Origin of the sequence: Actinomadura fulvescens (assembly GCF_039533225.1) — a bacterium.
GTDB classification, from domain to species: Bacteria; Actinomycetota; Actinomycetes; order Streptosporangiales; family Streptosporangiaceae; genus Spirillospora; species Spirillospora fulvescens.
On record NZ_BAAATD010000002.1, the window covers coordinates 483,619 to 504,823 of the forward strand.

General features: G+C 72.5%; 25 protein-coding genes. 15 read left to right on the plus strand and 10 right to left on the minus strand.

Going from position 1 to position 21,205, the window contains the following annotated elements:
* Positions 1–7: 7 nt before the first annotated feature.
* Genes ABD333_RS09070 through ABD333_RS09090 form a run of 5 tightly spaced genes read right to left on the minus strand, consistent with a single transcriptional unit; the run spans position 8 to position 2,445 of the window.
* Entirely contained in the window at positions 8–178 is a 171-nt protein-coding gene (locus ABD333_RS09070; protein ID WP_344539575.1) for a hypothetical protein, read from the minus strand.
* Entirely contained in the window at positions 166–744 is a 579-nt protein-coding gene (locus ABD333_RS09075; protein ID WP_344539577.1) for a hypothetical protein, read from the minus strand. Before ABD333_RS09075 ends, ABD333_RS09070 begins: the two co-directional genes overlap by 13 nt.
* Complete coding sequence (locus tag ABD333_RS09080) at positions 741–1,223, minus strand: hypothetical protein (RefSeq protein WP_344539579.1); 483 nt, start codon at positions 1,221–1,223, stop codon at positions 741–743. Before ABD333_RS09080 ends, ABD333_RS09075 begins: the two co-directional genes overlap by 4 nt.
* Positions 1,220–1,753, minus strand: a complete 534-nt coding sequence (locus ABD333_RS09085; protein WP_344539581.1) for a MauE/DoxX family redox-associated membrane protein — start codon at positions 1,751–1,753, stop codon at positions 1,220–1,222. The genes ABD333_RS09080 and ABD333_RS09085 overlap by 4 nt, the downstream gene beginning before the upstream one ends.
* The gene (locus ABD333_RS09090) at positions 1,753–2,445 is read right to left on the minus strand and encodes a hypothetical protein (RefSeq protein WP_344539583.1); all 693 of its coding nucleotides are present in this window, start codon (positions 2,443–2,445) and stop codon (positions 1,753–1,755) included. The genes ABD333_RS09085 and ABD333_RS09090 overlap by 1 nt, the downstream gene beginning before the upstream one ends.
* A 261-nt stretch (positions 2,446–2,706) precedes the next feature.
* Between ABD333_RS09090 and dut the strand changes: the two genes are divergently transcribed.
* The 5 genes from dut to ABD333_RS47820 all read left to right on the plus strand — a co-directional run bounded on the left by dut (position 2,707) and on the right by ABD333_RS47820 (position 5,321).
* The gene (dut, locus tag ABD333_RS09095) at positions 2,707–3,180 is read left to right on the plus strand and encodes a dUTP diphosphatase (RefSeq protein ID WP_344539585.1); all 474 of its coding nucleotides are present in this window, start codon (positions 2,707–2,709) and stop codon (positions 3,178–3,180) included.
* Between the two features lie 3 nt (positions 3,181–3,183).
* Positions 3,184–4,008, plus strand: a complete 825-nt coding sequence (locus ABD333_RS09100) for a DUF3710 domain-containing protein (RefSeq protein ID WP_344539587.1) — start codon at positions 3,184–3,186, stop codon at positions 4,006–4,008.
* Between the two features lie 174 nt (positions 4,009–4,182).
* Positions 4,183–4,875: an AzlC family ABC transporter permease gene (locus ABD333_RS09105; protein WP_344539588.1), complete on the plus strand. Its 693-nt coding sequence runs from the start codon at positions 4,183–4,185 to the stop codon at positions 4,873–4,875.
* Positions 4,872–5,180: an AzlD domain-containing protein gene (locus ABD333_RS09110; RefSeq protein ID WP_344539590.1), complete on the plus strand. Its 309-nt coding sequence runs from the start codon at positions 4,872–4,874 to the stop codon at positions 5,178–5,180. Before ABD333_RS09105 ends, ABD333_RS09110 begins: the two co-directional genes overlap by 4 nt.
* A 60-nt stretch (positions 5,181–5,240) precedes the next feature.
* A complete protein-coding gene (locus tag ABD333_RS47820) occupies positions 5,241–5,321 on the plus strand; it encodes a hypothetical protein (protein ID WP_486303483.1) in 81 nt (26 codons plus the stop codon).
* 30 nt (positions 5,322–5,351) lie between these two features.
* On the opposite strand, the gene ABD333_RS09115 is transcribed toward ABD333_RS47820, so the two are convergent.
* Positions 5,352–6,050, minus strand: coding sequence for a PIG-L deacetylase family protein (locus ABD333_RS09115; protein WP_344539592.1), 699 nt, complete (start codon positions 6,048–6,050; stop codon positions 5,352–5,354).
* A gap of 336 nt (positions 6,051–6,386) precedes the next feature.
* Between ABD333_RS09115 and ABD333_RS09120 the strand changes: the two genes are divergently transcribed.
* From ABD333_RS09120 to ABD333_RS09130, 3 genes are all read left to right on the plus strand, one after another.
* Positions 6,387–6,836, plus strand: coding sequence for a hypothetical protein (locus ABD333_RS09120; RefSeq protein WP_344539594.1), 450 nt, complete (start codon positions 6,387–6,389; stop codon positions 6,834–6,836).
* 115 nt (positions 6,837–6,951) lie between these two features.
* A complete protein-coding gene (locus ABD333_RS09125; protein ID WP_344539596.1) occupies positions 6,952–7,731 on the plus strand; it encodes an ABC transporter ATP-binding protein in 780 nt (259 codons plus the stop codon).
* Position 7,732: 1 nt separating this feature from the next.
* Complete coding sequence (locus ABD333_RS09130) at positions 7,733–9,091, plus strand: FtsX-like permease family protein (protein WP_344539598.1); 1,359 nt, start codon at positions 7,733–7,735, stop codon at positions 9,089–9,091.
* A gap of 52 nt (positions 9,092–9,143) precedes the next feature.
* Here ABD333_RS09130 and ABD333_RS09135 read toward each other — a convergent pair whose 3' ends face one another.
* Positions 9,144–9,668: a GbsR/MarR family transcriptional regulator gene (locus ABD333_RS09135; protein WP_344539600.1), complete on the minus strand. Its 525-nt coding sequence runs from the start codon at positions 9,666–9,668 to the stop codon at positions 9,144–9,146.
* A 142-nt stretch (positions 9,669–9,810) separates the two neighbouring features.
* Here ABD333_RS09135 and ABD333_RS09140 point away from each other — a divergent pair, with 142 nt between their 5' ends.
* Both ABD333_RS09140 and murJ read left to right on the plus strand, forming a co-directional pair.
* Positions 9,811–10,578 (plus strand): TetR/AcrR family transcriptional regulator, encoded by a 768-nt coding sequence (locus tag ABD333_RS09140; protein WP_344539602.1) that lies wholly within the window; start codon positions 9,811–9,813, stop codon positions 10,576–10,578.
* 40 nt (positions 10,579–10,618) lie between these two features.
* Entirely contained in the window at positions 10,619–12,457 is a 1,839-nt protein-coding gene (gene murJ, locus ABD333_RS09145; RefSeq protein WP_410557686.1) for a murein biosynthesis integral membrane protein MurJ, read from the plus strand.
* Here murJ and ABD333_RS09150 read toward each other — a convergent pair.
* Together ABD333_RS09150 and ABD333_RS09155 are read right to left on the minus strand one after the other, a co-directional pair.
* Positions 12,454–13,500 carry a DUF2637 domain-containing protein gene (locus tag ABD333_RS09150; RefSeq protein ID WP_344539605.1) on the minus strand — a complete coding sequence of 349 codons (1,047 nt, stop codon included), beginning with the start codon at positions 13,498–13,500 and terminating at the stop codon, positions 12,454–12,456. The genes murJ and ABD333_RS09150 overlap by 4 nt on opposite strands.
* 204 nt (positions 13,501–13,704) lie before the next feature.
* A complete protein-coding gene (locus ABD333_RS09155) occupies positions 13,705–14,607 on the minus strand; it encodes a TIGR03619 family F420-dependent LLM class oxidoreductase (RefSeq protein ID WP_344539607.1) in 903 nt (300 codons plus the stop codon).
* A 177-nt stretch (positions 14,608–14,784) separates the two neighbouring features.
* Here ABD333_RS09155 and ABD333_RS09160 point away from each other — a divergent pair, with 177 nt between their 5' ends.
* A complete protein-coding gene (locus ABD333_RS09160) occupies positions 14,785–15,636 on the plus strand; it encodes an oxygenase MpaB family protein (RefSeq protein ID WP_344539609.1) in 852 nt (283 codons plus the stop codon).
* A 5-nt stretch (positions 15,637–15,641) separates the two neighbouring features.
* Here ABD333_RS09160 and ABD333_RS09165 read toward each other — a convergent pair whose 3' ends face one another.
* Positions 15,642–16,934, minus strand: coding sequence for a L,D-transpeptidase (locus ABD333_RS09165; protein ID WP_344539611.1), 1,293 nt, complete (start codon positions 16,932–16,934; stop codon positions 15,642–15,644).
* A 168-nt stretch (positions 16,935–17,102) separates the two neighbouring features.
* On the opposite strand from ABD333_RS09165, the gene ABD333_RS09170 reads away from it, so the two are divergent.
* The 4 genes from ABD333_RS09170 to ABD333_RS09185 all read left to right on the plus strand — a co-directional run bounded on the left by ABD333_RS09170 (position 17,103) and on the right by ABD333_RS09185 (position 21,173).
* The gene (locus ABD333_RS09170) at positions 17,103–19,622 is read left to right on the plus strand and encodes a sensor histidine kinase (protein WP_344539612.1); all 2,520 of its coding nucleotides are present in this window, start codon (positions 17,103–17,105) and stop codon (positions 19,620–19,622) included.
* Positions 19,619–20,293, plus strand: a complete 675-nt coding sequence (locus tag ABD333_RS09175) for a response regulator (protein WP_344539614.1) — start codon at positions 19,619–19,621, stop codon at positions 20,291–20,293. Before ABD333_RS09170 ends, ABD333_RS09175 begins: the two co-directional genes overlap by 4 nt.
* A 23-nt stretch (positions 20,294–20,316) precedes the next feature.
* Positions 20,317–20,649, plus strand: coding sequence for a YnfA family protein (locus ABD333_RS09180; RefSeq protein WP_344539616.1), 333 nt, complete (start codon positions 20,317–20,319; stop codon positions 20,647–20,649).
* Positions 20,650–20,750: 101 nt separating this feature from the next.
* Entirely contained in the window at positions 20,751–21,173 is a 423-nt protein-coding gene (locus ABD333_RS09185) for an OB-fold nucleic acid binding domain-containing protein (protein ID WP_425546903.1), read from the plus strand.
* Positions 21,174–21,205: the final 32 nt, after the last annotated feature.

Genomic DNA, 21,205 nt, shown 5'->3' on the forward strand with positions numbered 1-21,205 from the left:
TGCGGGTTCAAACCGAGCCGGACAGCGCGAAGCCCGCCAGCGCGCCGACCGAGGCCCAGCACAGCACCGTGGCCTGCAGGGCGGCGGCCGCGACCGCGAGCAGCGCCAGTGCCGCGACGGCCGGCAGCGGGTCGGTGAACGCGGCGCGGACGCGGCGGGTGCCCGTCAGTTGCGGCAACTCGTGGCCTTACGGCAGATCGTCTTGTACCAGGCGCCGCGCCGGGACTTCTTCCACCCGTCGTGGCAGCGCCAGGTGACGCCCCGGCGGCAGTTGCCGCAGCGCCTGGAGTACGACCAGAGCCAGCCGTCCCAGGTTCCCCGGTAACACTGGTTGGGGCGGAGCCGGTAGTAGCCGGGGTGGGACTTGCCGGACTTGTGGTAGCCCTTGTATCGCCCGGACGTACGGCAGCAGGTCGGGCACACGACGCTCGGGCCGCAGCCGGGGGAACAGTTGTGGTTGGCCGCGTAGGAGGGGCAGCGGCCGTAGATGTGGTAGCCGCCGCCGAGGCTGAATCCGGCGGCGATCGCCTGCCGCGCCTGCGGGAAGATCCCGAGCACGGCCAGTCCCAGCGACGCGCCCGTGGCGGCCAGCCCGCGCAGGATGGCGCGACGGCCCGGCCCGGCGGTGTCGGCGCCGGCGGCGCGCGGCGCGCGGCGGCGGACCCGTTCGGCGCCCTCCGGCCGCGGCCCGCGCAGCGGCGGGATGTCTTCCAGCCGCAACGTGTCGAGGTCGGCGACGGTCATCGTGGCACCTCCGTGTCGCTGTCGCTCAGCAGCTCGCACAGCGCCTCGGCGGAGCCGACCGGCTCCGCGGCGCGCACCCGGCCGCCCGCGTCGACGAGCACGGCGAACGGCGTGGCCGGGACGGCGTGGTCGAGGAAGAGCCCGTCCCGTTCGTCCGTGAGCACCGTGATCCCGGGCGCCGCCGGCGCCGGCGCGGCACCCGCGAAGACCGCGTGTACGGGGCGGTCCAGCGCCCCGGCCGCGTCGAGCACCTTCGCGCAGACCCCGCAGCCGGTGTCGAGGAAGAGCATCAGCCCGGGGCCGAGCCGGTCGAAGCCGGACGCCCGGGTGCCGGCCGCGAGGCCGAGCGGGCTCCGGCCGCCCGGCACGGGCCGGGCCTGGCCGAGCGCGTGCACCTGCCGGACGAGCCCGGCGACGACGAGCGCGAGCAGCACGATCGCCACCCACGAGAGCAGCAGGGCGCTGTCCTGGAAGCTCACCGGCCCGTGCCTCCTTCGTAGATCATGGCCTCCGACACGACCGACGCGATCACTGTGAACGCCAGGCCCGCGAAGCAGCCGATGACGACCTGGTAGGGCTGGAGCTCCTGTGGCGGCCCGAAGACGGCCCCGGCCACCGCGATGAGACCCAGCATCACCGCGCGTGCCGTGACCCAGCCCGTCATCGGCGTCTCTTTCCCCGCACAGCCGCACGGCACCCCGGGGGGCCTTCTGCGCGTCACGAAGGCCGAATACGACCCGTAGACGGCCAGCAGCGCCGCTGCCGACACCATCCCGGCGCGCAGGAGCGCCGGTTCCCACCAGACCAGGGCGACGACCACCTCGCCGAGCAGGAGGGCCTCGGTCAACCCCACCAGCCCCGCGACCGCGACGACCATGGCACCGGGCACGGTGCGGTGCGCGCGCAGCGCGGCGGCGAGCACGCCGGGTCGCGCGACGTGCCCGGCCAGCGAGCCGAGCAGCACGAGCGGAACGGCGACCAGCGCGATGACGGCCAGCAGATCGCCCATCAGCGGATCGCCTCGATCGACAGCCCGGCCAGCCGCCGGGGCACCTCGGGGGCCCGCTCGTCGTCGGGCAGCACGGTCACCAGCAGGGAGCGCGTGGCCAGCAGGAAGTAGGGCCCCTGGCCGTCGATGTCGTCGCGGAAGAGCTCACCGCTCGCCACCTGCGCGCCGCGCCACTTGGGCAGCCGCCCGCGGGTCCGCGCGGTCAGCGCGGTGATCTCCAGGAGGCCCACGCCCGGGACCTCCTTGACCAGCTCGGCGGGCTCGGGCCGGCGCACGCGCCGCCCGCGCGGCACCGCCACGACGCCGTCGGCGTGCTCGGTCAGGCGCAGTCCGGCGAAGAACACCACCGCGTCGGCCGGGCGCGCGTGGTAGAGGTGCGTGAAGACCGCGTGGCGGCGGCCTTCCCAGACGGCCGCGAGCATCTCGTCGGCGACCCGGGTGTCGGGATCGGCGACGCTGGTCCGGCCGACCCGGAGCACGCCGCCGTGGATCGTGAACTCCTGGTCGAACGCGCGGACCCCGAGGTCCGCCGCCCACGCGCGGGCGTCCGCGCGCCCGCCACTGGAGATCTCGTGCAGGCGGTCGCCGACGGCGATCCTGGCCACCGACGTGTACGGGCGGGATAGATCGTGCGAACCGGACATTCGAACCCGGATGCCGTCGAGGGACCGATGGGTGACCTGACGCGGCATCGCGGCGCCCCTTCGTACAGGATGTACGAGCAGTGACACTAGTGACGCTACGCGCTTCGGTGCCTGCGCACAGCTAAACATGCCGCATCCGGTCACCTGCGACGACAAGGTAGGGTCACGGCGAGGAAGACGTGCGCCGGGCGGCGCCCGGACTCGCCCACGGCGGCGGTTTTGGCCCGGCGAAGCACCAGGCTCTCGGTAGGGTCGGGCAGCCCGTGCAGTCAACGGCTCCAACCCTGCAGTCAGCCCGTGAGGTGAACCGTGAGCAAGGTGGATGTGCTGATCAAGCGCCTCGATCCGGAATTGCCGGTACCGTCGTACGCGCACGCCGGTGACGCGGGCGCGGATCTGGTCGCCGCCGTCGACGTCGAGCTCCCGCCGGGAGAGCGCGCGGTGGTCCCGACCGGGGTCTCGATCGCGCTGCCGGACGGCTATGCCGCTTTCATTCACCCCCGGTCCGGTTTGGGCGCTAAGTTTGGGGTGACCATTGTCAATGCACCCGGTACGGTCGATGCCGGCTATCGGGGTGAGATCAAGGTGACCCTGCTGAACACCGACCCCCGCGTCACGGTCAGGCTGCGGCGCGGCGACCGCATCGCGCAGATGGTCGTGCAGCGTGTGGAGCAGGCGGTGTTCCACGAGGTCACCGAGCTTCCCGGATCGGCCCGCGGAGTCGACGGGTTCGGCTCCACGGGGGGATTCGCGGATAATGAGCACAGGGAAGAAGGAGCGTGAGTCGTGGCTTTTGGACGTCGCCGGCAGGCTGAGGAGCCCGCTAAGGAGCCCGAGCTGACCGACGAGCAGGCGGACGAGACCGCCGAGGCCGAGGCTGAGGCTTCCGAGAGCACCGCGCCGGGTGACGGCGGCCCGTGGGACTCCGAGGAGTCCTTCCCCGAGCTGCAGCGCCTGGACTTCGGGTGCATGCAGGTCCCGGTCGCGCCCGGCCTCGGTTTCCAGGTCAACTTCGAGGCCACCGAGGTCGACGAGGAGGGCAACCCCCTCGACGGCCGGCCCGTCGCGGTCCTGGTGCAGTACGAGGAGAGCGCCATGCAGCTGCAGGCGTTCGCCGCTCCCAAGCGCAGCGGGATCTGGGAGGACGTCCGGCGCGAGACCGCCAAGGACATCGAGGAGGAGGCGCAGGGGCAGACCCAGGAGGGCGAGGGGCCGTTCGGTCCCGAGCTCGTCGCCATGGTCCCCGCGGCGCTGACCGAAGAGGTCCTGGCGGAGATGCCGGACGAGGTCAAGGAACAGATCCCGGCCGAGTTCATCGAGCAGGGCTGGGCCCCGCAGCTGATCCGCTTCATCGGGGTGGACGGCCCCCGCTGGTTCCTCCAGGCCGTGGTGCAGGGCGCCGCGGTCGAGGACGAGGAGCAGTGGCAGGTCCTGGAGGACGTGTTCCGCAACATCGTCGTGGTCCGCGGCGAGTCGCCGATGCCGCCCCGTGACCTGCTGCCGCTGGAGATCCCCAAGGAGTTCTCCGAGGCGGGCGAGGATGAGGACGAGGGGGCCGTCGAGACCTTCAACCCCTTCGAGCGCGGCCCGGAGATCACCGAGGTGCGCTGACCGCACGACCGCTTGACTCGCACGGCCCGCCGCGTTCCCGTGGCGGGCCGTGACGTTTTGTGATGTCGGACCGCCCGCCGGAAAGGGGGCGGTCTTTTTGCATGTTCTGGGCGTAGCGGGAAGTATGGGACCATAACCGCCTATCGGCGATGACCGGTTACGGAGGTCTCTTCCATGTCCGCGACGCTGCGAGGCGGGGCATGCCGCGCCGTTCCGGTGTTCCCGGCGACCCTGGCGCTCGGGGTCTCGTTCGGCGTGCTGGCCGCGCCCATCATCGGAGGCGTCGCCGCCGTGGCGATGTCCGCGATCGTCTTCGCGGGCGGATCGCAGTTCGCCGCGCTCGGGGTGCTGGCGGGCGGCGGCGGGGCGCTGGCCGCGACGGGCGCCGGACTGCTGATGAACGCCCGGTTCCTGCCGATGGGCTTCGGCTTCGCGCCCGCGTTCCGGGGCGGACGGCTGTGGCGGGCGGCGCAGGGCCAGGCGATCGTGGACGCGGGGCTCGTGCTGGCCCGCGCCGACGACGGCACCTACGACCGGAACCTGCTCTTCGGCTCCACGGCGGTCCAGTTCGTGGCCTGGGTCGGCGGCACGGCGGTGGGCGTGCTCGCGGGGAGCGCGCTGCCCGACCCGGACGCGTTCGGGATCGACGCGATCTTCCCCGCGTTCTACATCGCGCTGCTCGGCGGGGAACTGCGCGACGGCCGGGCGCGGATCGCCGCCCTGCTGGCCGTGGGGATCGTCCTCGCGGGCGCGTCGTTCCTGCCGCCCGGCGTGCCGGTGATCGCGGCGTCCGCCGTCGCGTTGATCGGCCTCATCCCCGGCGAGGACTCCGGAGCACGGAAGAAGAAGGAGGAGACGGCCAGATGACCGTGTGGCTGACCATCGCGCTGCTGACCGTGGGCACGTTCGTCATCAAGGGCGCGGGACCCGCCGCGCTGGGCCGCCACGACCTGCCGCGGTGGGCCCTGCCGGTGATCGCGCTGCTGCCGGCGGTGCTGTTGTCGGCCCTGGTGGCCTATGACACGTTCGGCGGCGCCGAGGGCTTTCACGTCGACGCCAAGCTGGCCGGCGTGGGAGCAGCCCTCGCCGCGGTCGCGCTCCGGGCACCGATGATCGTCGTGCTGGTGGCCGCGGCCGCGGTCACCGCCCTGACCCGGCTGGTCGCGGCCTGAGAGTGATCCACCTCACATTTGGGTCTTGCCGGACGGGCCGCACAGGTGCTCAATCGAGCCATGTCGAAGCGCACCCGCAAACGCCGTGGCCGCAAGCGCAACAAGTCCAACAAGGGCCGGCGGCCGACGGCCCGGCACTGACCGTGCCGGGCCGATGGCCCGGCACTGACCTCACAGCTCGATGAGCTCGAATCTGATCGCGTGGGTCACGCCGTCCACCTGATCCGAGGCCATCTCGGTGAGGAACGCCGCCGCGTCGAACTCGGCGCCCAGGTTGTCGAAGTAGACCTTGTGGGCCTGGAGTGAGGCGATGCCCGCCTCGAGATGGCCGGTGACGTCCACGTAGTGCGTGGCCTGCGGCGAACCGCCGAACAGCGCGAAGCGCACCCCCTGCCAGGGCTCCAGGCCGAGGTCGCGGAACACCCATCGGTTGGCCGCGTCCCGCACGCCGTCGGCCACGGCCAGGCCGAGCGCCCGGTGGTCGGCCATGTTGAAGCCCTCGCCGCCGGACCAGGTCTCGCGGAAGTTCATCGAGACCACCACGTCCGGCCGGTGGCGCCGGATCGCGCGGGCGACCTCGCGCCGCAGCGGCAACCCGTACTCCAGCATGCCGTCGGCCAGATCGAGGAACTCCACCGTGTCGACGCCGACCCGCCGGGCCGCCTCGATCTGCTCCTCGGTCCGTACGGCGCGCACGTCATCGGCGTCCATGGAGTCGATCCCGGCCTCGCCGCGCGTGGCCAGCACCTCCGCCACGGTCTTGCCCTGCGCGGTCCATCTGGCGACCGCCGCCGACGCCCCGTACTCCAGATCGTCGGGATGCGCCACGATCGCCAGCGCCCGCTGCCAGTCCTCCGGTACCGCCTCCATGCCCCCATTCTCCCCGATCTTGCGAAGGCTTGAGCGCCGACGTCTTGGGGTTCGGCCTCGTCTTGGACCAGCGGGTCCCCGTCGTTGGGCGGTTGGGAACCGGCCAATGGCGGAGTGGGCGGCGCCATTTTCGTGGCGGCGGCGATACCGGGGAGTTCCGGGATGACCACCGGTATCCAGCAATCATGCAGGTCGGCGTTCACCGGGGCGGCGGGCGCCGGGCGCTGGGCGATCGGAGCGTTCATGATTGGGGGCCGCGCGGTGCGGGGTTGTGTGAGAACCTTTCGGGGAAGGCTGCTCTCGCAGGCCGTGTCGGGAGGATTCGGAGACGGCGCCATGAACGAGCAAGCTCAGGCCCTCGCTCTTGCTGATCTTGGACAGGCGCTGCTGGCCTGCGTGGACGGGCACCCGACCGGAGCGACCTCGGCCGTCGCGGCGCGGCAGCTGCTGGAGATCGCTCATGAGTGCCGTGAGATCGCTCAGCGCGTCATCCTGCACAGCGCCGGAACGCCGCCGCTGGCCTGGGAACGCCGGCACCTTCTCGCCGAGATGGCCCTGAGGCTCGCCCTCAACATCGAATACACGGCCGAGGGCTGCGGGACCTGCACCGCGGCCCGGAGTCCCGGCACCTGCGGCAGCGCCGCGTGCGCCACCACGCGCGACGCCCTCCGCAACACGACGATCATCGTGCTGTCGGTGCTCAACGCCCACCGTTTCGCCGAAGACCGGCGCCGGGCGGGCCGTGCGGCCGAGCGGCTCCCGAGCCGGATGCGCGTGCTTTCCTGAGGTGGGGTTTTGCCTACCCCGATTGGCGTGGTGGGTCCATGTGCCCGGGCTTGTCCCGCTCATAGCTTCGTACCTGACGGCGCGAGAGGCGCGCGGGACGGCTCGGAGGTATGGGATGTTCAGGCAAAAGGGAGAGGAGCGCACCGGATCGCCGGAGGCGCTCCGGCTGGAGTCGGTGCGCAAGGTCTACGGCACCGAGGGCAACCGGGTGAACGCGCTCGACGGCGTTTCGCTGGCCCTGCCAAAGGGTTCGTTCACGGCGGTCATGGGCCCGTCCGGCTCGGGCAAGAGCACGTTCCTGCACTGCGCGGCGGGGCTGGACCAGCCGACCGCGGGCCGGGTGTTCGTGGACGGCGAGGAACTGGCCGGGCGGAACGAGGCGGCGCTGACCAAGTTCCGGCGGGCACGGATCGGCTTCGTCTTCCAGCAGTTCAACCTTTTGCCCGCGCTGACGGTCATGCAGAACGTGACATTGCCGCTGAAACTGGCCGGGCGCAAGGCCGACCCTGAGCAGGCCCGTGCCGTACTGACGCGGGTGGGGCTGGGGGAGCGGCTGCACCATCGGCCATCGGAGTTGTCGGGCGGTCAGCAGCAGCGGGTGGCGATCGCGCGGGCCCTGGTGACGCGGCCGAGCGTGCTCTTCGGTGACGAGCCGACCGGGGCGCTCGACACGCGGAGCGCGCGGGACGTGCTGGCGCTGCTGCGGGAGGCCGTGCACATGTACGGGCAGACCGTGGTGATGGTGACCCACGACCCGGTGGCCGCCTCGTACGCCGACTCCGTGGTGTTCCTCGCAGACGGCCGGATCGTCGGCCGGATGACCGCGCCTACCGCCGAGGCGGTCGCCGAGAGCATGACCCACCTGTCCGACCGGCTCGTTCCGGCGGTGGCGTGACATGTTCGGACTGGCCTTGCGGACGCTGCGGTTCCGCGCGGGCGGTTTCGCCGCCGCCTTCCTGTCGATGTTCCTCGGCGCGTCGATCCTCATGACGTTCGGCTCGATGTACGACACCGCGCTGCTCGGCGGGGCGTCGGGGACCGGGCGGGAGACGATGGTCACGATGGCGAGCGTGGTCGGCGGGTGGGGCCTGCTGCTGGTCGTCTTCGCCGTCGCCTCCACGCTGACGCTGTCGGTCCGGCAGCGGGCCGAGGAGATCGCCCTGCTGAAGAGCGTCGGCGCCACGCCGGGGCAGCTGCGCCGGATGATCGTCGGCGAGGCGGCGCTGCTGGCGGTGGCGGCGGTCGCGTGCGCGGTCGTGCCGGGCGCGCTGGCGGGCCGCGGCCTGCTGGAGCTGCTGATGTCGACCGGTCAGGTGAACGCGGACGTCTCGTACGTGTACGGCCCGATCGCGGTCCCGATGGGGCTGGTCATCACGTTCGTCGCGGCCGTCGGCGCGGCACTGGTCGCGGTGCGGCGGGCGGCCCGGGTCCGGGTGACCGAGTCGCTGGCGGACGCGGCAGTCGACCCGGGCCGGATGAGCAGGAAGCGCGTCGCCGGCGCGGTGGTGTTCCTGCTCCTCGGGCTCGACCTGGCGATCGTGACCGCGACCGTGATGCGCGGCGCGGGCAGCGACGCGATGTCCACCGCCGGGCAGGCCAGCATCTACGCCGCCGTCGGCTTGGCGCTGCTCGGCCCGTTCATGATCCGCCGGGTCGTCGCCCTGCTGGCGGGGACGGTCGAACGGGTGGGCGGGGTGACGGGCCAGCTCGCGGTGTGCAACCTGCGCGGCCAGACGGGCCGGCTGGCCGGTGCGCTCACGCCGATCGTCCTGTTCACGGCCATCGCGACGGGCACGCTCTACATGCAGAGCACCGAGAACGCCGCGCTGGAGGCCGCGGGCCTGGCCAAGAGCGTCGAGCAGAAGAACATCGAGACGCTCAACCTCGTGGTCATCGGGATGATCGTGGTCTTCGCCGCGATCATGCTGGTCAACACGCTGCTCGCGGCCACCGCGTACCGCGGCCGGGAGTTCGGCCAGCAGCGGCTGGCGGGCGCCACGCCGGGGCAGGTGCTGGGCATGGTGGCGCTGGAGGGCGCGGTGCTGACGGTGACGGGCGTGCTGCTGGGAACGGTGGCCTCGCTCTTCACGATCCTCCCGTACGCCAGTGTGCGGCTCGGCTCCGCGCTGCCCGACGGCGGCCCCGCCGTGTACGCCGGGGTGGTCGCGCTGGCGGTGGCACTGACCTTGGGGACGGCCCTCGGCGCCGCCCGCCGCGCGGTGCGTACCCCCGCGGTCGCGGCGGTGGCGACCTGAGCGGAGCTGACGAGGGCGGGGCGGCCGTGGCCGCCCCGCCCTCGCCATGCGCTCAGGCGGAGTCCTGCCGGTCGTGGTGGTGTTCGGGACCCAGCCGGTGCCGCCGCCGGTGCTCCTGCCAGCGCTCGATCATGCGCGGCGACTCGGCCCGCATGAACCGGTAGAACTCCAGCGTCTCGCGGACCCGCTGCCCGCCCGGCCGTTGCGGATCGAGCATCTCGGCGCCCTCGGTCAGGAACTCCTCGTGCCGGCGGAGCAGGGGCTCGCGCTGCCGGAGGATCGCGGACCAGACATCGTCGTCGTAGACCCGGTAGTGGTCGACGCGTTCCCCGGGGCGGCGTTCGCGGCCGAGCAGCCCCGTCTGCACCAGGTAGCGGACGGCGCTGGAGATCGCGGCCGAGCTGACCCGCAGGCCGGCGGCCAGTTCGGCGGCGGTGTAGGTCTCGGCGTCGTCGGCGAGCACGAAGGCGAAGACGCGGGCGGGCATGCGCGGTATCCCGCTCTCGCCCAGCACGATCGCGAACCGTTCGACGAACCGCAGCAGCGCCTCGTCGTACGGATCTGACGGCGTCGTCACGCGGCGCCTCCGAAGGCCGGTCGAGTCGAGCGAAGTTACAAAACCCTATCAACTCAATGAAATTCAGGAGCTTCACGACAGTCTGAAGATCGCGGACCGGCCCGGCGGAGCGCGCCCGACTAGGATTTTCCTGACATGGGCCATGGCCGACCGGAGGCGCCGCGAGCGCGGGGAGCTGAGTGCGGGGGTGGACGACCTGGGTTCGTCTTCTAACGGACCGGAACCCGGCGGGCTGCGCCTCGCCGAGGTCTACGGCCCGAACCGGCCCGGCCTCCCGCGTGGCCGCAGCAGCCTGCCCGCCCCGGTCGTCCGGGAGGCGCAGCGGCAGCGGCTACTTCGCGCGGTGATCGCCGCGGTCGCCGAGAAGGGATACGCCAACACGACCGTCGCACAGGTCGTCGCGCGCGCCCGGGTGTCCCGCAAGGCGTTCTACGACCACTTCACCGATCTGCAGGACTGTTTCCTCGCCGCCATGGCCGAGGCCCAGAAGGCGATCGTCCGCGAGTTGATGACGTCGCCCCGGGGCAAGCTCCCGGGAGCCTCGTCCCCGCGCGAGCTGCTCCGCAGGAGCGTGGGCGGCTATCTGGAATTGTGCGCGCAGGAGCCCGAGTACGCACGCTGCATCCTGGTCGAGCTGCCCGCCGTCGGCTCGAAGGCGCTGAAGGGACGCAACCGGGGGTACGGCATGGTCGCCGACCTGATGCGCGGCTGGCGCGAGCACGCCGCCAAGAGCCACCCCGAATGGCCGGACGTCCCGCGACAGACCTATCTGGCCGCCGTCGGTGCCGTCGCGGAGGTGATCCTCTCGTACGTGAGCAGGGGCGACGCCGCGAGCCTCCCGGCACTTCAGGACCCGCTCACCGAGATCCTGCTCGGGATACTGGCGGCCCCGCTGCCCCCCGAGTCCTGACCCGGTCCGGCATACTTCAGCTTTTCGGGCTTATGGGGTGATGCCGGTGCGGGGTGCGAACGGCGATCGGCAGCGGATGCCGGAGATCCTGGACGCGGCCGAACGCGCGGAGCCTCCCACCGAGCCCGAGTCCGGCCTGACCACCGTCCACGATCCCGCCGACGTCGGCGATCCGGGCACCGCGGACCGGCCCGGCTCCGAGGGCGACGAGATCGGCACCGTCGCCCAGCGGCCCCCGCCCGGCGTCGCCCACTCCGGCGCCGTCATGGCGATCGGCACGGTCTTCTCCCGCGCCACCGGCTTCCTGCGCACGGTCACGATCGGCGCGGCGCTGGGCACGACGCTGCTGGGCGACGCCTACCAGGCCGCCGAGATGATCCCCTACACGGTCTACGAACTGCTGCTCGGCGGCATGCTGGCCAGCGTCTTCGTTCCGTTCCTCGTCAAACGGCGCAAGCTCGACCAGGACGGCGGCGACGCCACCGAGCAGCGGCTTTTCACGGCCGTCCTGCTCGCGCTGCTCGTGCTGACGGTGGCCGCCGTGCTCGCCGCCGACTGGCTGATCTCGTTGTACGCGGGCGAGTACGAGGGGCGCCAGCGCGAGGTCACGGTGCTGCTCACGCGGCTGCTGCTGATCCAGGTCTTCTTCATCGGCGTGAGCGGCGTCAGCGGCACGATGCTGAACGTCCGGCACCGGTTCGGCGCGGCGATGTGGGCGCCGGTCGCCAACAACCTCCTCACGATGGCGGCGGCGCTGTTCTACCTGTGGCTCGCCGGGGCGGGCCGGACCGCGGCGACCGTCACCGACGGCCAGCTGACCGTGCTGGCGCTGGGCTCGGCCTTCGGCACGATGGCGCAGAGCGCGATCCTCGGCTGGACGCTCTGGACCGCCGGATTCCGCTGGCGGCCCCGGCTGGACCTGCGAGGGTCGGGCTTCGGCGAGGCGGCGCGCACCGCCGTCTGGATGATGGTGTACGTGGCCGTCGTGCAGGCCGGGGTGCTCGTGACGGCGAACGTGGCGACGCGGGCCGGCAAACGTGCCGCCGCGGAGGCCGGGCATCAGGTGGAGGGCAGCGGCCTGGCGGTCTACAAGTTCGCCCTGGTCGTCTTCCAGCTGCCGTACGCGGTCATCGCGGTCTCGGTGATCACGGCGCTGCTGCCGCGGATGAGCTCCCACGTGACCGACGGGCGCCGCGACCTCGTGCGCGCCGACCTGTCACGCGGCTTCCGCCTCGCCTGCGCGCTGCTGGTGCCGCTGTCGCTCGGCATGCTCGCCTTCGGCATCCCGGGCGCGGTCGCGATCTTCTCGCACGGCAGCACCACCCCGGACGGCGCCCGCCGGATCGGCGTGATCCTCATGGTGTTCGCGGTGATGGTGCTGCCGTTCACGTTCCACCAGCTGCTGATGCGCGTCTTCTACGCGCTCGGCGACACCCGGACGCCCGGCCTGATCGCCGTCCCGGCCGGCATCGCCCAGATCGCCACCGCCTTCGCCCTCCTGGCGTTCGTCCCGCCCCACCAGGTGGTGATCGGCCTGCCTCTGTCGTACGGCCTCTTCTACCTGGTCGCAGGCCTGGGTGCGGCCCTGGTGCTGCGCCGGAGACTGGGCGGCATGGACGGCCGCCGGATCATGCGCGCCCTGGTCCGGCTGCACCTGGCGGCCCTGCCCGCCCTGGCGTTCGCGGGCGCCACCGTCCTCGCCGCAAGCCGGCTCCCGGGCGAGCAGTTGCCGGCGCTCCTGGCCCTGCTCATCGGCGGGATCGGCGGCGGGCTCCTCTACGTCCTCACCGCCCGGCTCATGAGGATCGCCGAGCTCGGCTACTTCTACGACCTGGCGCGCGCCCGCCTCCCCGGCCGCGGCCAAGGCGGCACGCCCTAGACCCGCCAGGAACGGACGAGTTCGTCGAGCGCGGCCTTGTCGAAGTCGACACCGCGCTCGGCGAGCACGCCTGCGACAAGGTCGCCGTCGCCATCGTGCCGGGCGAGCAGCCGGTAGACGGTGTAGGGGAACCAGTGGTTCGCGCTGATCCGGCGTACGTCGGCCTCGTCGCAGCGGTAACCCTTGCCCGTGACCTCGGCCAGCGTGCTCGGGACATCGCCGTCGTGGCGCTCCAGCGACTCGATCACGACCCCGCGCAGCGCATCCTGATCGACCTGTGGGGCGGCCACGTCGGGCGTACCGTTCGTGCTGCTCATGACGACGGACGGGGCCAGGACGGCCGCGCCCGTGCCGTTGACCGGCCGGGCCGGGGCACTCTCGGCCGTGGGCGTGATCTTCTCCGGTGCGGCGGCCGGCGCTGCGGTCGTTGCGGTCGAGGCGGTTGCTGCCGGTCCGGTCGGCTCTTCCGGCGTGCTCGCTTCGGTGGCGCCGTTCTGGTCCGGCCTGGAGGTACCTGGCTCCAGAGCGGGTTCTGGACGGGCGCGCACCTGGAGGAACGGGCCGGTGTTGCGGATCGGGGTGAGGGTGACCTGGTGCAGGGCCACCGCGCGGATGTCGGGAGTGTCGCGCTTCGGCTCGGCGTCACCGTCCTCGTCGGCGACGTAGCGATGGAGCGTCCGCAGAAGGACGAAGAGGCCGAGCATCGAGACGATGGGCGGGACGGCGGCGGTGGCCTGGTACGAGAACGCCCGCTCGCCGACGTGGCCGACGTTGAAGATCAGGCTGGCCGTCCAGCCCGCGAGGGCGATCGACAGCGGGAGGCCGAAGTCGAGCCAGCTCAGGAACCGGCGGCGGTGGAGCACGAAGGCGTCGATTGCCAGCAGGAACAGCCCCAGCTCGCCGACGATGATGAACAGGTCGACGAGCAGGGGGAAGGACTCGGCCTTCCAGCCGCTCAGCCCGTGCTCCAGCGCCCAGTGGTAGAGGCCGGCGTAGGACTGGGCGAAGCCTCCGGCGGTGGCGGTCAGGACGGCGGCGGCCATGAACGCTATGGCTGACCAACGCGTGATGGACTGTGCTCGGCTGGCGGCGGTCATGCGGCGTTTCCCCCTCATTGCCTCACTCAAGCCTGGGCGATCGATGGGGGAGACTACCTATTCCTGTGCCGTCTCGTGGCCTTTCGCTATTACGACCTGCACACGGTTATCCGGATCGCGGAAAATGTGCGCGTTGGCCGTCTGAATTGTCTATTTTGCTATCAATTGTTGGAGATTGTGGAGTTGTTCCTCCGTGGACTGCACGGGGTCGTTCCAGAAGACATGGTCGACGTTCAGCGCTTCCAGCTCCGCCAGGTCGGTCGCGACCTGTTCGGGCGATCCGGTGACCGGCGCGCGTTCGTCGACGGGCCGCGCCGAGATGCTGCCGTTCACCTGGATGGCGATGGGCAGTGCGGCCGGATCGTGGCCGGCGGCCTCCGCGGCGCGGCGGAACGCGGCGATCGTCTCGCGGATGGTGTCCCAGTCGAAGATCACGAGGGTCAGTCCGGCGCCGAGCCGCGCGGCGCGTTCGACCGAGGCCGGCACGGCGGCTCCGAACAGCAGCGTCGGGCCGCCGGGCCGCACCGGCTTCGGGCCGATCTCGGACTCGGGGATCTGGTACCGGCGGCCGTCGAAGCGGACCGGGTTCGGACCCCAGACGGCGCGCATGGCCGCGACGTGCTCCTCGAAGCCCGCGCCGCGCCGGCTCATCGGCACGCCGGAGGCCGTGAACTCCTGCTCCATCCAGCCCTGGCCGATGCCGGGCAGGAGGCGGCCGCCGCTGAGCCGGTCGATCGTGGCGATCCGGCGGGCGAGGATGACGGGGTTCTGGAAGAGCGAGACCAGCACGCTGGTGCCGAGGGTGACGCGCGTGGTGCGTGCCGCGACGTACGCGAGCGTGTCCAGGGCGTCGTAGACGCTGCCGAACGCTTCGGGCGGGTCCATCACGGGGCCGCCCGGGCCGCCCATGGCGATCGGCACGGTCGGCCGTAGCAGGCGCTCCCAGGTCCAGACCGAGTCGAGCCCGATCCGTTCGGCTTCTTCGGCGGTATGCGCGATGACCTCGGGGGACGTGTCGTTCCCGTAGATCGGCAGATGCAGGCCCAGCTTCATGTCGCACTCCTTGGCGAGAGACGCGTGGAGACGCGTGGAGAGTTTCCTTGGGGTGGACCTCCCCGGACAGCGAAACTCATCGACCGCGGCGAGGAAAGACGATCGGCGGGGCGACTTGCAAGCAAGCACTTACTTTGGAAGAGTGGGCCCGTCCAACCCAACGGAAGTGAGGGCCCGATGGCAGTGACCGGCGCGGCGACCCACCGCCACGCGGTGCCCGAGATCCCGGAGATCGCCCGCGAGGCCGTCAACGGCTTCGCGCTCGCGGCGGCCAACGCCAATGTGATCATGCAGCTGTCGCGGTTGCCGGTCGGCCGCGGCGTGGCCGAGAGCAAGGTCGACAGCGGGCGGGTGGACAAGCATCCGGTCAAGCGCCTGCGCACCACCCTCAGCTACATCATGATCGCGATGCAGGGCACCGAGGCCGAGCGCGAGGCGATGCGCCTGGAGGTCGACAAGGCCCACCGGCAGGTGCGGTCGGAGCCGGGCGCCCCGGTCAAGTACAACGCGTTCAGCCGTGACCTGCAGCTGTGGGTCGCCGCCTGCCTGTACTGGGGCACCGAGGACGTCTACATCAAGCTGTACGGCCAGCCGAGCGCCCGGATGAGGGACGAGTTCTACCGGCACGGCGCCCGGTTCGGCACCACGCTCCAGGTCACCGAGGACATGTGGCCGGCCGACCGCGCCGCGTTCGAGGAGTACTGGCAAGAGGGGCTCGCGCGGGTGCGGATGGACGAGGTCACCCGCCGGTATCTGCTGGACCTCACCGACATGGCGTTCCTCCCGGCTCCGGTGCGGACGGTGCTCGGGCCGCTCAACCGGCTCCTGACCCTGGGGTTCCTGCCGCAGGTGTTCCGCGACGAGCTCGGCGCGCCGTGGACGGCCCGCGACCAGGCCCGTTTCGACCGGTACGTCCGTACGACCGCCCGGGTCAACCGGGTGCTTCCGCGCCCGGTGCGCGAGTTTCCCTGGAACGTCTACCGCTGGGACGTGCGTCGCCGCATCCGCACGGGCCGCCCGATCGTCTGACAGCCTCAGCGCGACCGCTCGACGGGCGCCGGGCGTTTGAGCGCGCTGCCCGCGACCCAGCGGCTCCAGGGAACCTGCCAGAAACCCCAGCCGTTCGTCGGCTCCAGCGGGCGGTCGGTGCCGCTCACGCTGATGACGTCGCCGCGAAGTGACTGATCGTAGAACCACCGGGCGAACGACGGCGGCGCGTTCACGCAGCCGTGGCTCACGTTCTCGCGTCCCTGCGAGCGGATTGACCACGGCGCCGAGTGCACGTACTCGCCGCTGCCGGAGATCTGCACCGCGTGGCGCACCTTGAGCTTGTAGTAGCGCGGGTCGCTGCGGTCGGTGACGCCCATCCACCCCGATGTCATGACGACCGGGTCGCCCTTCCCCATCGCCAGGTGCACGCCGCTGGTGGTGGTGTAGGCGCGCTTCCCACCCTTGCCCGCGCTGATGCCCGCCTTGCGCACGAGCACTCCGTTGACGCGGACGGACATGCGGTGGCGGCGTACGTCGACGGTGCTGACGCGGGCGGCTCCGACGCTGAACTCGCTGGTGTACGCGTCGCCGGTGCCCGTGGCGGCCCCGTACACACCGGGTGCGGCCCGTACGCCGGTGGTGCGCGCGACGAGGGTGACCCGATGGCCCGCCGGCCAGTAGCGGCGCGGCCTGAAGACGACCTGCCGTCCGCTGGTCCAGTTCCAGGCGCCCGTCACGCGCCTGCTCATGCGGAGCCGGAGGGACCGTTCGACGGCGGCCCGATCGGTGATCGCCCGGTCGAATGTGACGATGAGCGGCATGCCGACGCCGACCCGCTCGCCGGGCCGCGGCGTGACCTCGGTGATCGCGAACGTGGCGGCGGGGCTCAGCGTCCGGAACCGGCTGACCGCCGTCGTGGGCTCGCCCGCGTCGCCCGTCCCGGTGCCGACGACGGTGTAGGCGGTGGCCGGACGGAGCGGCCAGCGCGTCCGCCAGCTCCGCCGGTCGGGAGAGAACCGGCCGGGCTCGGCGGTCGCGTCGCCCTTCGCGCGGACGACGACCCTGGTGAGCGTGCCGCGCGTGGCGACGACGGTCACGCCCCGGTCCGGCCGGGCCCGCCCCGCGCCGTCGACCGGCGCGATCCTGATCGCGTCGGGCCGCCGCGTCGGGCCGGGCTGGTCGCCGGCGCCGAGCCCCGGTGCGGCGCCGGGACGCGCGCGGCCGGTCCCGCAGGCCACCAGCGCGGCGCCCGCGGCGGTGAGCGCCACGGTCCCCGCCGCGGCGACCGCGGCGAGGCGCCGCCCTCCGGAGTTCTGTGCGCTGTGCTTGCGCCGCATGGTGGTCCTTCCCTGCGTAAGCGATCGCCTACGGACGGTGACTCGTCTTCGGCAAAGTAGACGCCCGCCGGTCGGCGCGGGCCGGGCTTGGAAAATTGAGATGTCTCGATTGGGCGTCACGAGCGATTCCGGGCGGCGCGGGAAGGGCATCGTCCATGACGGAGGAGGATGATCACTGTGGGGGCACGCGGCAGGCTGCGCGTCTACCTGGGCGCGGCGCCCGGCGTGGGCAAGACCTACGCGATGCTCGCCGAGGGCCGCCGCCGCGCCGGCCGGGGCACCGACGTGGTCATCGGCTACGTCGAGACCCACGGCCGGGTCCGGACCGCCGAGCAGGCGGAGGGACTGGAGATCGTCCCGCGCCGCGCGCTGACGTACCGGGACCGCGACTTCACGGAGATGGACGTCGACGAGGTGATCGCGCGCCGTCCGCGGGTGGCGCTGGTGGACGAGCTGGCGCACACCAACGTGCCGGGCAGCCGCAACGAGAAGCGCTGGCAGGACGTCGAGGAGATCCTCGACGCGGGCATCGACGTCGTCTCCACCGTCAACATCCAGCACCTGGAGTCGCTGAACGACGTCGTCGAACGGATCGCGGGCGTCCCGCAGCGCGAGACCGTCCCCGACGAGGTGGTGCGCCGCGCCGAGCAGGTCGAGCTCGTCGACATGACGCCGGAGGCGCTGCGCCGCCGGATGGCGCACGGCAACGTCTACGGCCCCGAGAAGACCGACGCCGCCCTGGCCGACTACTTCCGCGTCGGCAACCTCACCGCGCTGCGCGAGCTGGCCCTGCTGTGGGTGGCCGACCGGGTGGACGAGGGGCTCGCCCAGTACCGCGAGCAGCACGGCATCACCGAGCCCTGGGAGGCCCGCGAACGCGTCGTCGTGGCGCTCACCGGGGGTCCCGAAGGCGAGACACTGATCCGGCGCGCCGCCCGTATCGCCGCCCGCGCCGGGCACGCCGACCTGCTCGCGGTCCACGTCGCCAGGAGCGACGGCCTGGCCGACGGCACCTCACCGCACGAGCAGGCGCGACAGCGGACCCTCGTGGAGAGCGTCGGCGGCAGCTACCACCAGGTGATCGGCGACGATGTGGCCACCGCGCTCCTGGAGTTCGCCCGGGGCGTCAACGCGAGCCAGCTCGTGCTCGGCTCCAGCCGGCGGCGCGGCCGGCAGTTCGTCCTCGGGCCGGGCGTCGGCGCCACCGTGGCCCGCGAGGCCGGCGACATCGACGTTCACCTCGTCACGCACGAACGGGCGGGCAAGGGGCGCGGGCTCGTCCAGGTCGCGGGCAGCCCTCTGAGCGTCCGGCGCCGTGCGTGCGGCTGGGCCCTGGCGCTGCTCGCGCCCACGCTCGCCACGTTCGCCCTCAAGGCCGGCGGCGCGCACCCCGGGCTGAGCACCGACGTGCTGCTCTTCCTGGCGCTCACGGTCGCCGTCGCGCTCGTCGGCGGGCTCTGGCCCGCGGTGGCCGCGGCGGTCGCGGGATTCCTGCTGCTCAACTGGTTCTTCACCCCGCCGCTCCACACGTTCACGATCGCTGAGCCGGAGAACGCCCTCACCTTGGCGGTGTTCGTCGCGGTGGCGGTCGCCGTCTCCTCGGTGGTGGACCTCGCCGCGCGGCGCAGCAGGCAGGCGGCGCGCGGCAACGCCGAGGCCGAGACGCTCAGCATGCTCGCGACCAGCGTGCTGCGCGGCGAGCAGGCGCTGCCCGCGCTGCTCGCCCGCGTCCGGGAGACCTTCGGGGTACGGGCGGTGGCGCTGCTGGAACGTACCGGCGAGGGCTGGCGCACGGTCGGCGAGACCGGCGCCGAGCCGGCCGGGCACCCGGGCGACGCCGAGGTCACCGCGCCCGCCGGGGACAACTCGGTGCTGGCGCTGAGCGGCCGGGTCCTGCCGGCCGCCGACCGCCGCATGCTCTCGGCCTTCGCCTCACACGCCGGGACGGTCCTGGAGTGGCGGCGGCTCGCCGAGGAGGCCGCGCAGGCGCGGCGCCTGGCCGAGGGCGACCGGGTCCGGACCGCGCTGCTCGCCGCCGTCTCGCACGACCTGCGCACGCCGCTGGCCTCGATCAAGGCCGGGGTCAGCGGCCTGCGCGCCACCGACGTGACGTGGGCGCCCGAGGACGAGGCCGAGCTGCTGGCCACCATCGAGGAGTCGGCCGACCGGCTCGACGGCCTCATCGGCGACCTGCTCGACATGAGCCGCCTGCGGACCGGCGTGGTCACGCCGCTGATCCGGGCGGTCGCGGTGCCGGAGGTGCTGCCGGGCGCGCTCGCCGGGGTGCCCGGCGCGAAGGTCAGGATCGAGGTGCCCGAGTCGCTGCCGCCGGTGCTGGCGGACGCCGGGCTGCTGGAGCGCGCGCTCGCCAACGTGATCGAGAACGCGGTGCGGCATGGCGGCGCGGAGGTCGTCGTCACCGCGGGCGTGGTCCGCCCGGCGGCGGAGCCGGGACGGGTGGAGATCCGGGTGGTCGATCAAGGGCCCGGCGTGCCGGACACTATGAAGGATCACATGTTCGCCCCGTTCCAGCGGCTCGGCGACGCGCCGAAGGGCGCCGGGGTCGGCCTCGGCCTCGCGGTGGCCCGCGGCTTCGCCGACGCCATGGGCGGGACGCTGACGCCCGAGGACACACCCGGGGGAGGGCTGACGATGGTCTTCGCGCTGCCGTGCGAGGAGAAGGCGTGACGCGCGTCCTGGTCGTCGACGACGAGCCGCAGCTCGTGCGGGCACTGCGGGTCAACCTGCGGGCCCGCGGCTACGACGTGGACGCGGCGGCGGACGGCCGCACCGCCCTCGACCTGGCGGCCCGGCACCGTCCCGACGTGGTGCTGCTGGACCTCGGCCTGCCCGACATGGACGGCACCGACGTCATCCGGGGCCTGCGCGGCTGGCTCAGCGTGCCGATCATCGTCCTGTCCGCCCGCCACGCCTCCGCCGAGAAGGTCCAGGCGCTGGACGAGGGCGCCGACGACTACGTGACCAAGCCGTTCGGCATGGACGAGCTGCTCGCCCGGCTGCGCGCCGCCGTCCGTCGCGCCACGCCCGCCGAGGAGGCGGCGGTGGTCGAGACGGCGGCGTTCTCGGTGGACCTGGCCGCCAGGAAGGTGGTCCGCGACGGCCGCGACGTGCGGCTCACCCCGACCGAGTGGCACGTCCTGGAGGTGCTCGTCCGCGAGGCCGGGCGCCTGGTCGGGCAACGGCAGCTGCTGCGGGAGGTCTGGGGGCCCTCGTACGAGAAGGAGACCAACTACCTGCGCGTCTACCTCGCACAGCTGCGCCGCAAGCTGGAGCCGGACCCGGCGCACCCCCGCCACCTGATCACCGAGCCGGGCATGGGCTACCGGTTCGAGGTCTGATCCGGGCCGGTACGGTCACGGCCATGACCGTGCTCCGTTCGCTCCTGCTGTTCGCGCTGGCCGCGCTGGCCGAGATCGGTGGCGCCTGGCTCGTCTGGCAGGGGCTGCGCGAGCACCGCGGCGTGATCTTCATCGGCGCGGGGGTGCTGGCGCTCGGCGCGTACGGCTTCGTGGCCACCTTCCAGCCGGACCCGAACTTCGGCCGCGTCCTCGCCGCTTACGGTGGCGTCTTCGTCGCGGGTTCGCTGGCGTGGGGGATGCTAGTGGACGGCTTCCGGCCGGACCGGTGGGACGTCGCCGGCGCCGCCGTATGCCTGCTCGGGGTACTCCTGATCATGTACGCGCCGCGCGGCTGACATCCCTCACATCCCGTGATCGCCTGAAGTGATGGGACTTGGGCTGATTGGTTCATTCCCGGGCGGTTCGTTTCGCTTCGGGATGCCTTAGTCTTCGAATCATGGACGAGGTGCAGGCCGGCGCGTCACCGGAGAGCGGTGACGGTTCCGAGCCCCATCAAGAGCGCGGTGGCCTGCGGCGTTTCCTGCGCCGCATGGCGTCGAGCAAGGCCGAGCTGGAGGCCGAGGATCTCCAGAAGACCTCCGGCGAGGAGGGGGCGACCCCCATCACCGCCTGCGCCGCTCGCAAGCGGCACTGCGTCGCGGGTACGCTACGGACCGTGACGCTGCGCCCCCGTGGTGGAGCGCCGGCTCTGGAGGCCGAGCTCTCCGACGGCACCGACGTGATCAACCTGGTGTGGCTGGGCCGGCGCAAGATCGCCGGGATCGACCCGGGCCGCCGGTTGCGCGCCGAGGGCCTGGTGAGCGTGCAGGACGGGCGCAAGGTCATGTTCAATCCCCGCTACGAGCTGCGTGGCTCCTGACGCGGACGCCTTCGCGGCGGCGGGGACCGATG

Bases quoted from the DNA above. Each gene is read 5' to 3' on its own strand.
- ABD333_RS09075 (WP_344539577.1), bottom strand. From the start codon at position 744: ATGACCGTCGCCGACCTCGACACGTTGCGGCTGGAAGACATCCCGCCG.
- ABD333_RS09085 (WP_344539581.1), bottom strand. From the start codon at position 1,753: ATGGGCGATCTGCTGGCCGTCATCGCGCTGGTCGCCGTTCCGCTCGTG.
- ABD333_RS09090 (WP_344539583.1), bottom strand. From the start codon at position 2,445: ATGCCGCGTCAGGTCACCCATCGGTCCCTCGACGGCATCCGGGTTCGA.
- ABD333_RS09105 (WP_344539588.1), top strand. From the start codon at position 4,183: ATGTCCGCGACGCTGCGAGGCGGGGCATGCCGCGCCGTTCCGGTGTTC.
- ABD333_RS09110 (WP_344539590.1), top strand. From the start codon at position 4,872: ATGACCGTGTGGCTGACCATCGCGCTGCTGACCGTGGGCACGTTCGTC.
- ABD333_RS47820 (WP_486303483.1), top strand. From the start codon at position 5,241: ATGTCGAAGCGCACCCGCAAACGCCGTGGCCGCAAGCGCAACAAGTCC.
- ABD333_RS09115 (WP_344539592.1), bottom strand. From the start codon at position 6,050: ATGGAGGCGGTACCGGAGGACTGGCAGCGGGCGCTGGCGATCGTGGCG.
- ABD333_RS09120 (WP_344539594.1), top strand. From the start codon at position 6,387: ATGAACGAGCAAGCTCAGGCCCTCGCTCTTGCTGATCTTGGACAGGCG.
- ABD333_RS09125 (WP_344539596.1), top strand. From the start codon at position 6,952: ATGTTCAGGCAAAAGGGAGAGGAGCGCACCGGATCGCCGGAGGCGCTC.
- ABD333_RS09130 (WP_344539598.1), top strand. From the start codon at position 7,733: ATGTTCGGACTGGCCTTGCGGACGCTGCGGTTCCGCGCGGGCGGTTTC.
- ABD333_RS09140 (WP_344539602.1), top strand. From the start codon at position 9,811: ATGGCCGACCGGAGGCGCCGCGAGCGCGGGGAGCTGAGTGCGGGGGTG.
- murJ (WP_410557686.1), top strand. From the start codon at position 10,619: ATGCCGGTGCGGGGTGCGAACGGCGATCGGCAGCGGATGCCGGAGATC.
- ABD333_RS09150 (WP_344539605.1), bottom strand. From the start codon at position 13,500: ATGGCCGCCGCCGTCCTGACCGCCACCGCCGGAGGCTTCGCCCAGTCC.
- ABD333_RS09155 (WP_344539607.1), bottom strand. From the start codon at position 14,607: ATGAAGCTGGGCCTGCATCTGCCGATCTACGGGAACGACACGTCCCCC.
- ABD333_RS09160 (WP_344539609.1), top strand. From the start codon at position 14,785: ATGGCAGTGACCGGCGCGGCGACCCACCGCCACGCGGTGCCCGAGATC.
- ABD333_RS09165 (WP_344539611.1), bottom strand. From the start codon at position 16,934: ATGCGGCGCAAGCACAGCGCACAGAACTCCGGAGGGCGGCGCCTCGCC.
- ABD333_RS09170 (WP_344539612.1), top strand. From the start codon at position 17,103: ATGATCACTGTGGGGGCACGCGGCAGGCTGCGCGTCTACCTGGGCGCG.
- ABD333_RS09180 (WP_344539616.1), top strand. From the start codon at position 20,317: ATGACCGTGCTCCGTTCGCTCCTGCTGTTCGCGCTGGCCGCGCTGGCC.
- ABD333_RS09185 (WP_425546903.1), top strand. From the start codon at position 20,751: ATGGACGAGGTGCAGGCCGGCGCGTCACCGGAGAGCGGTGACGGTTCC.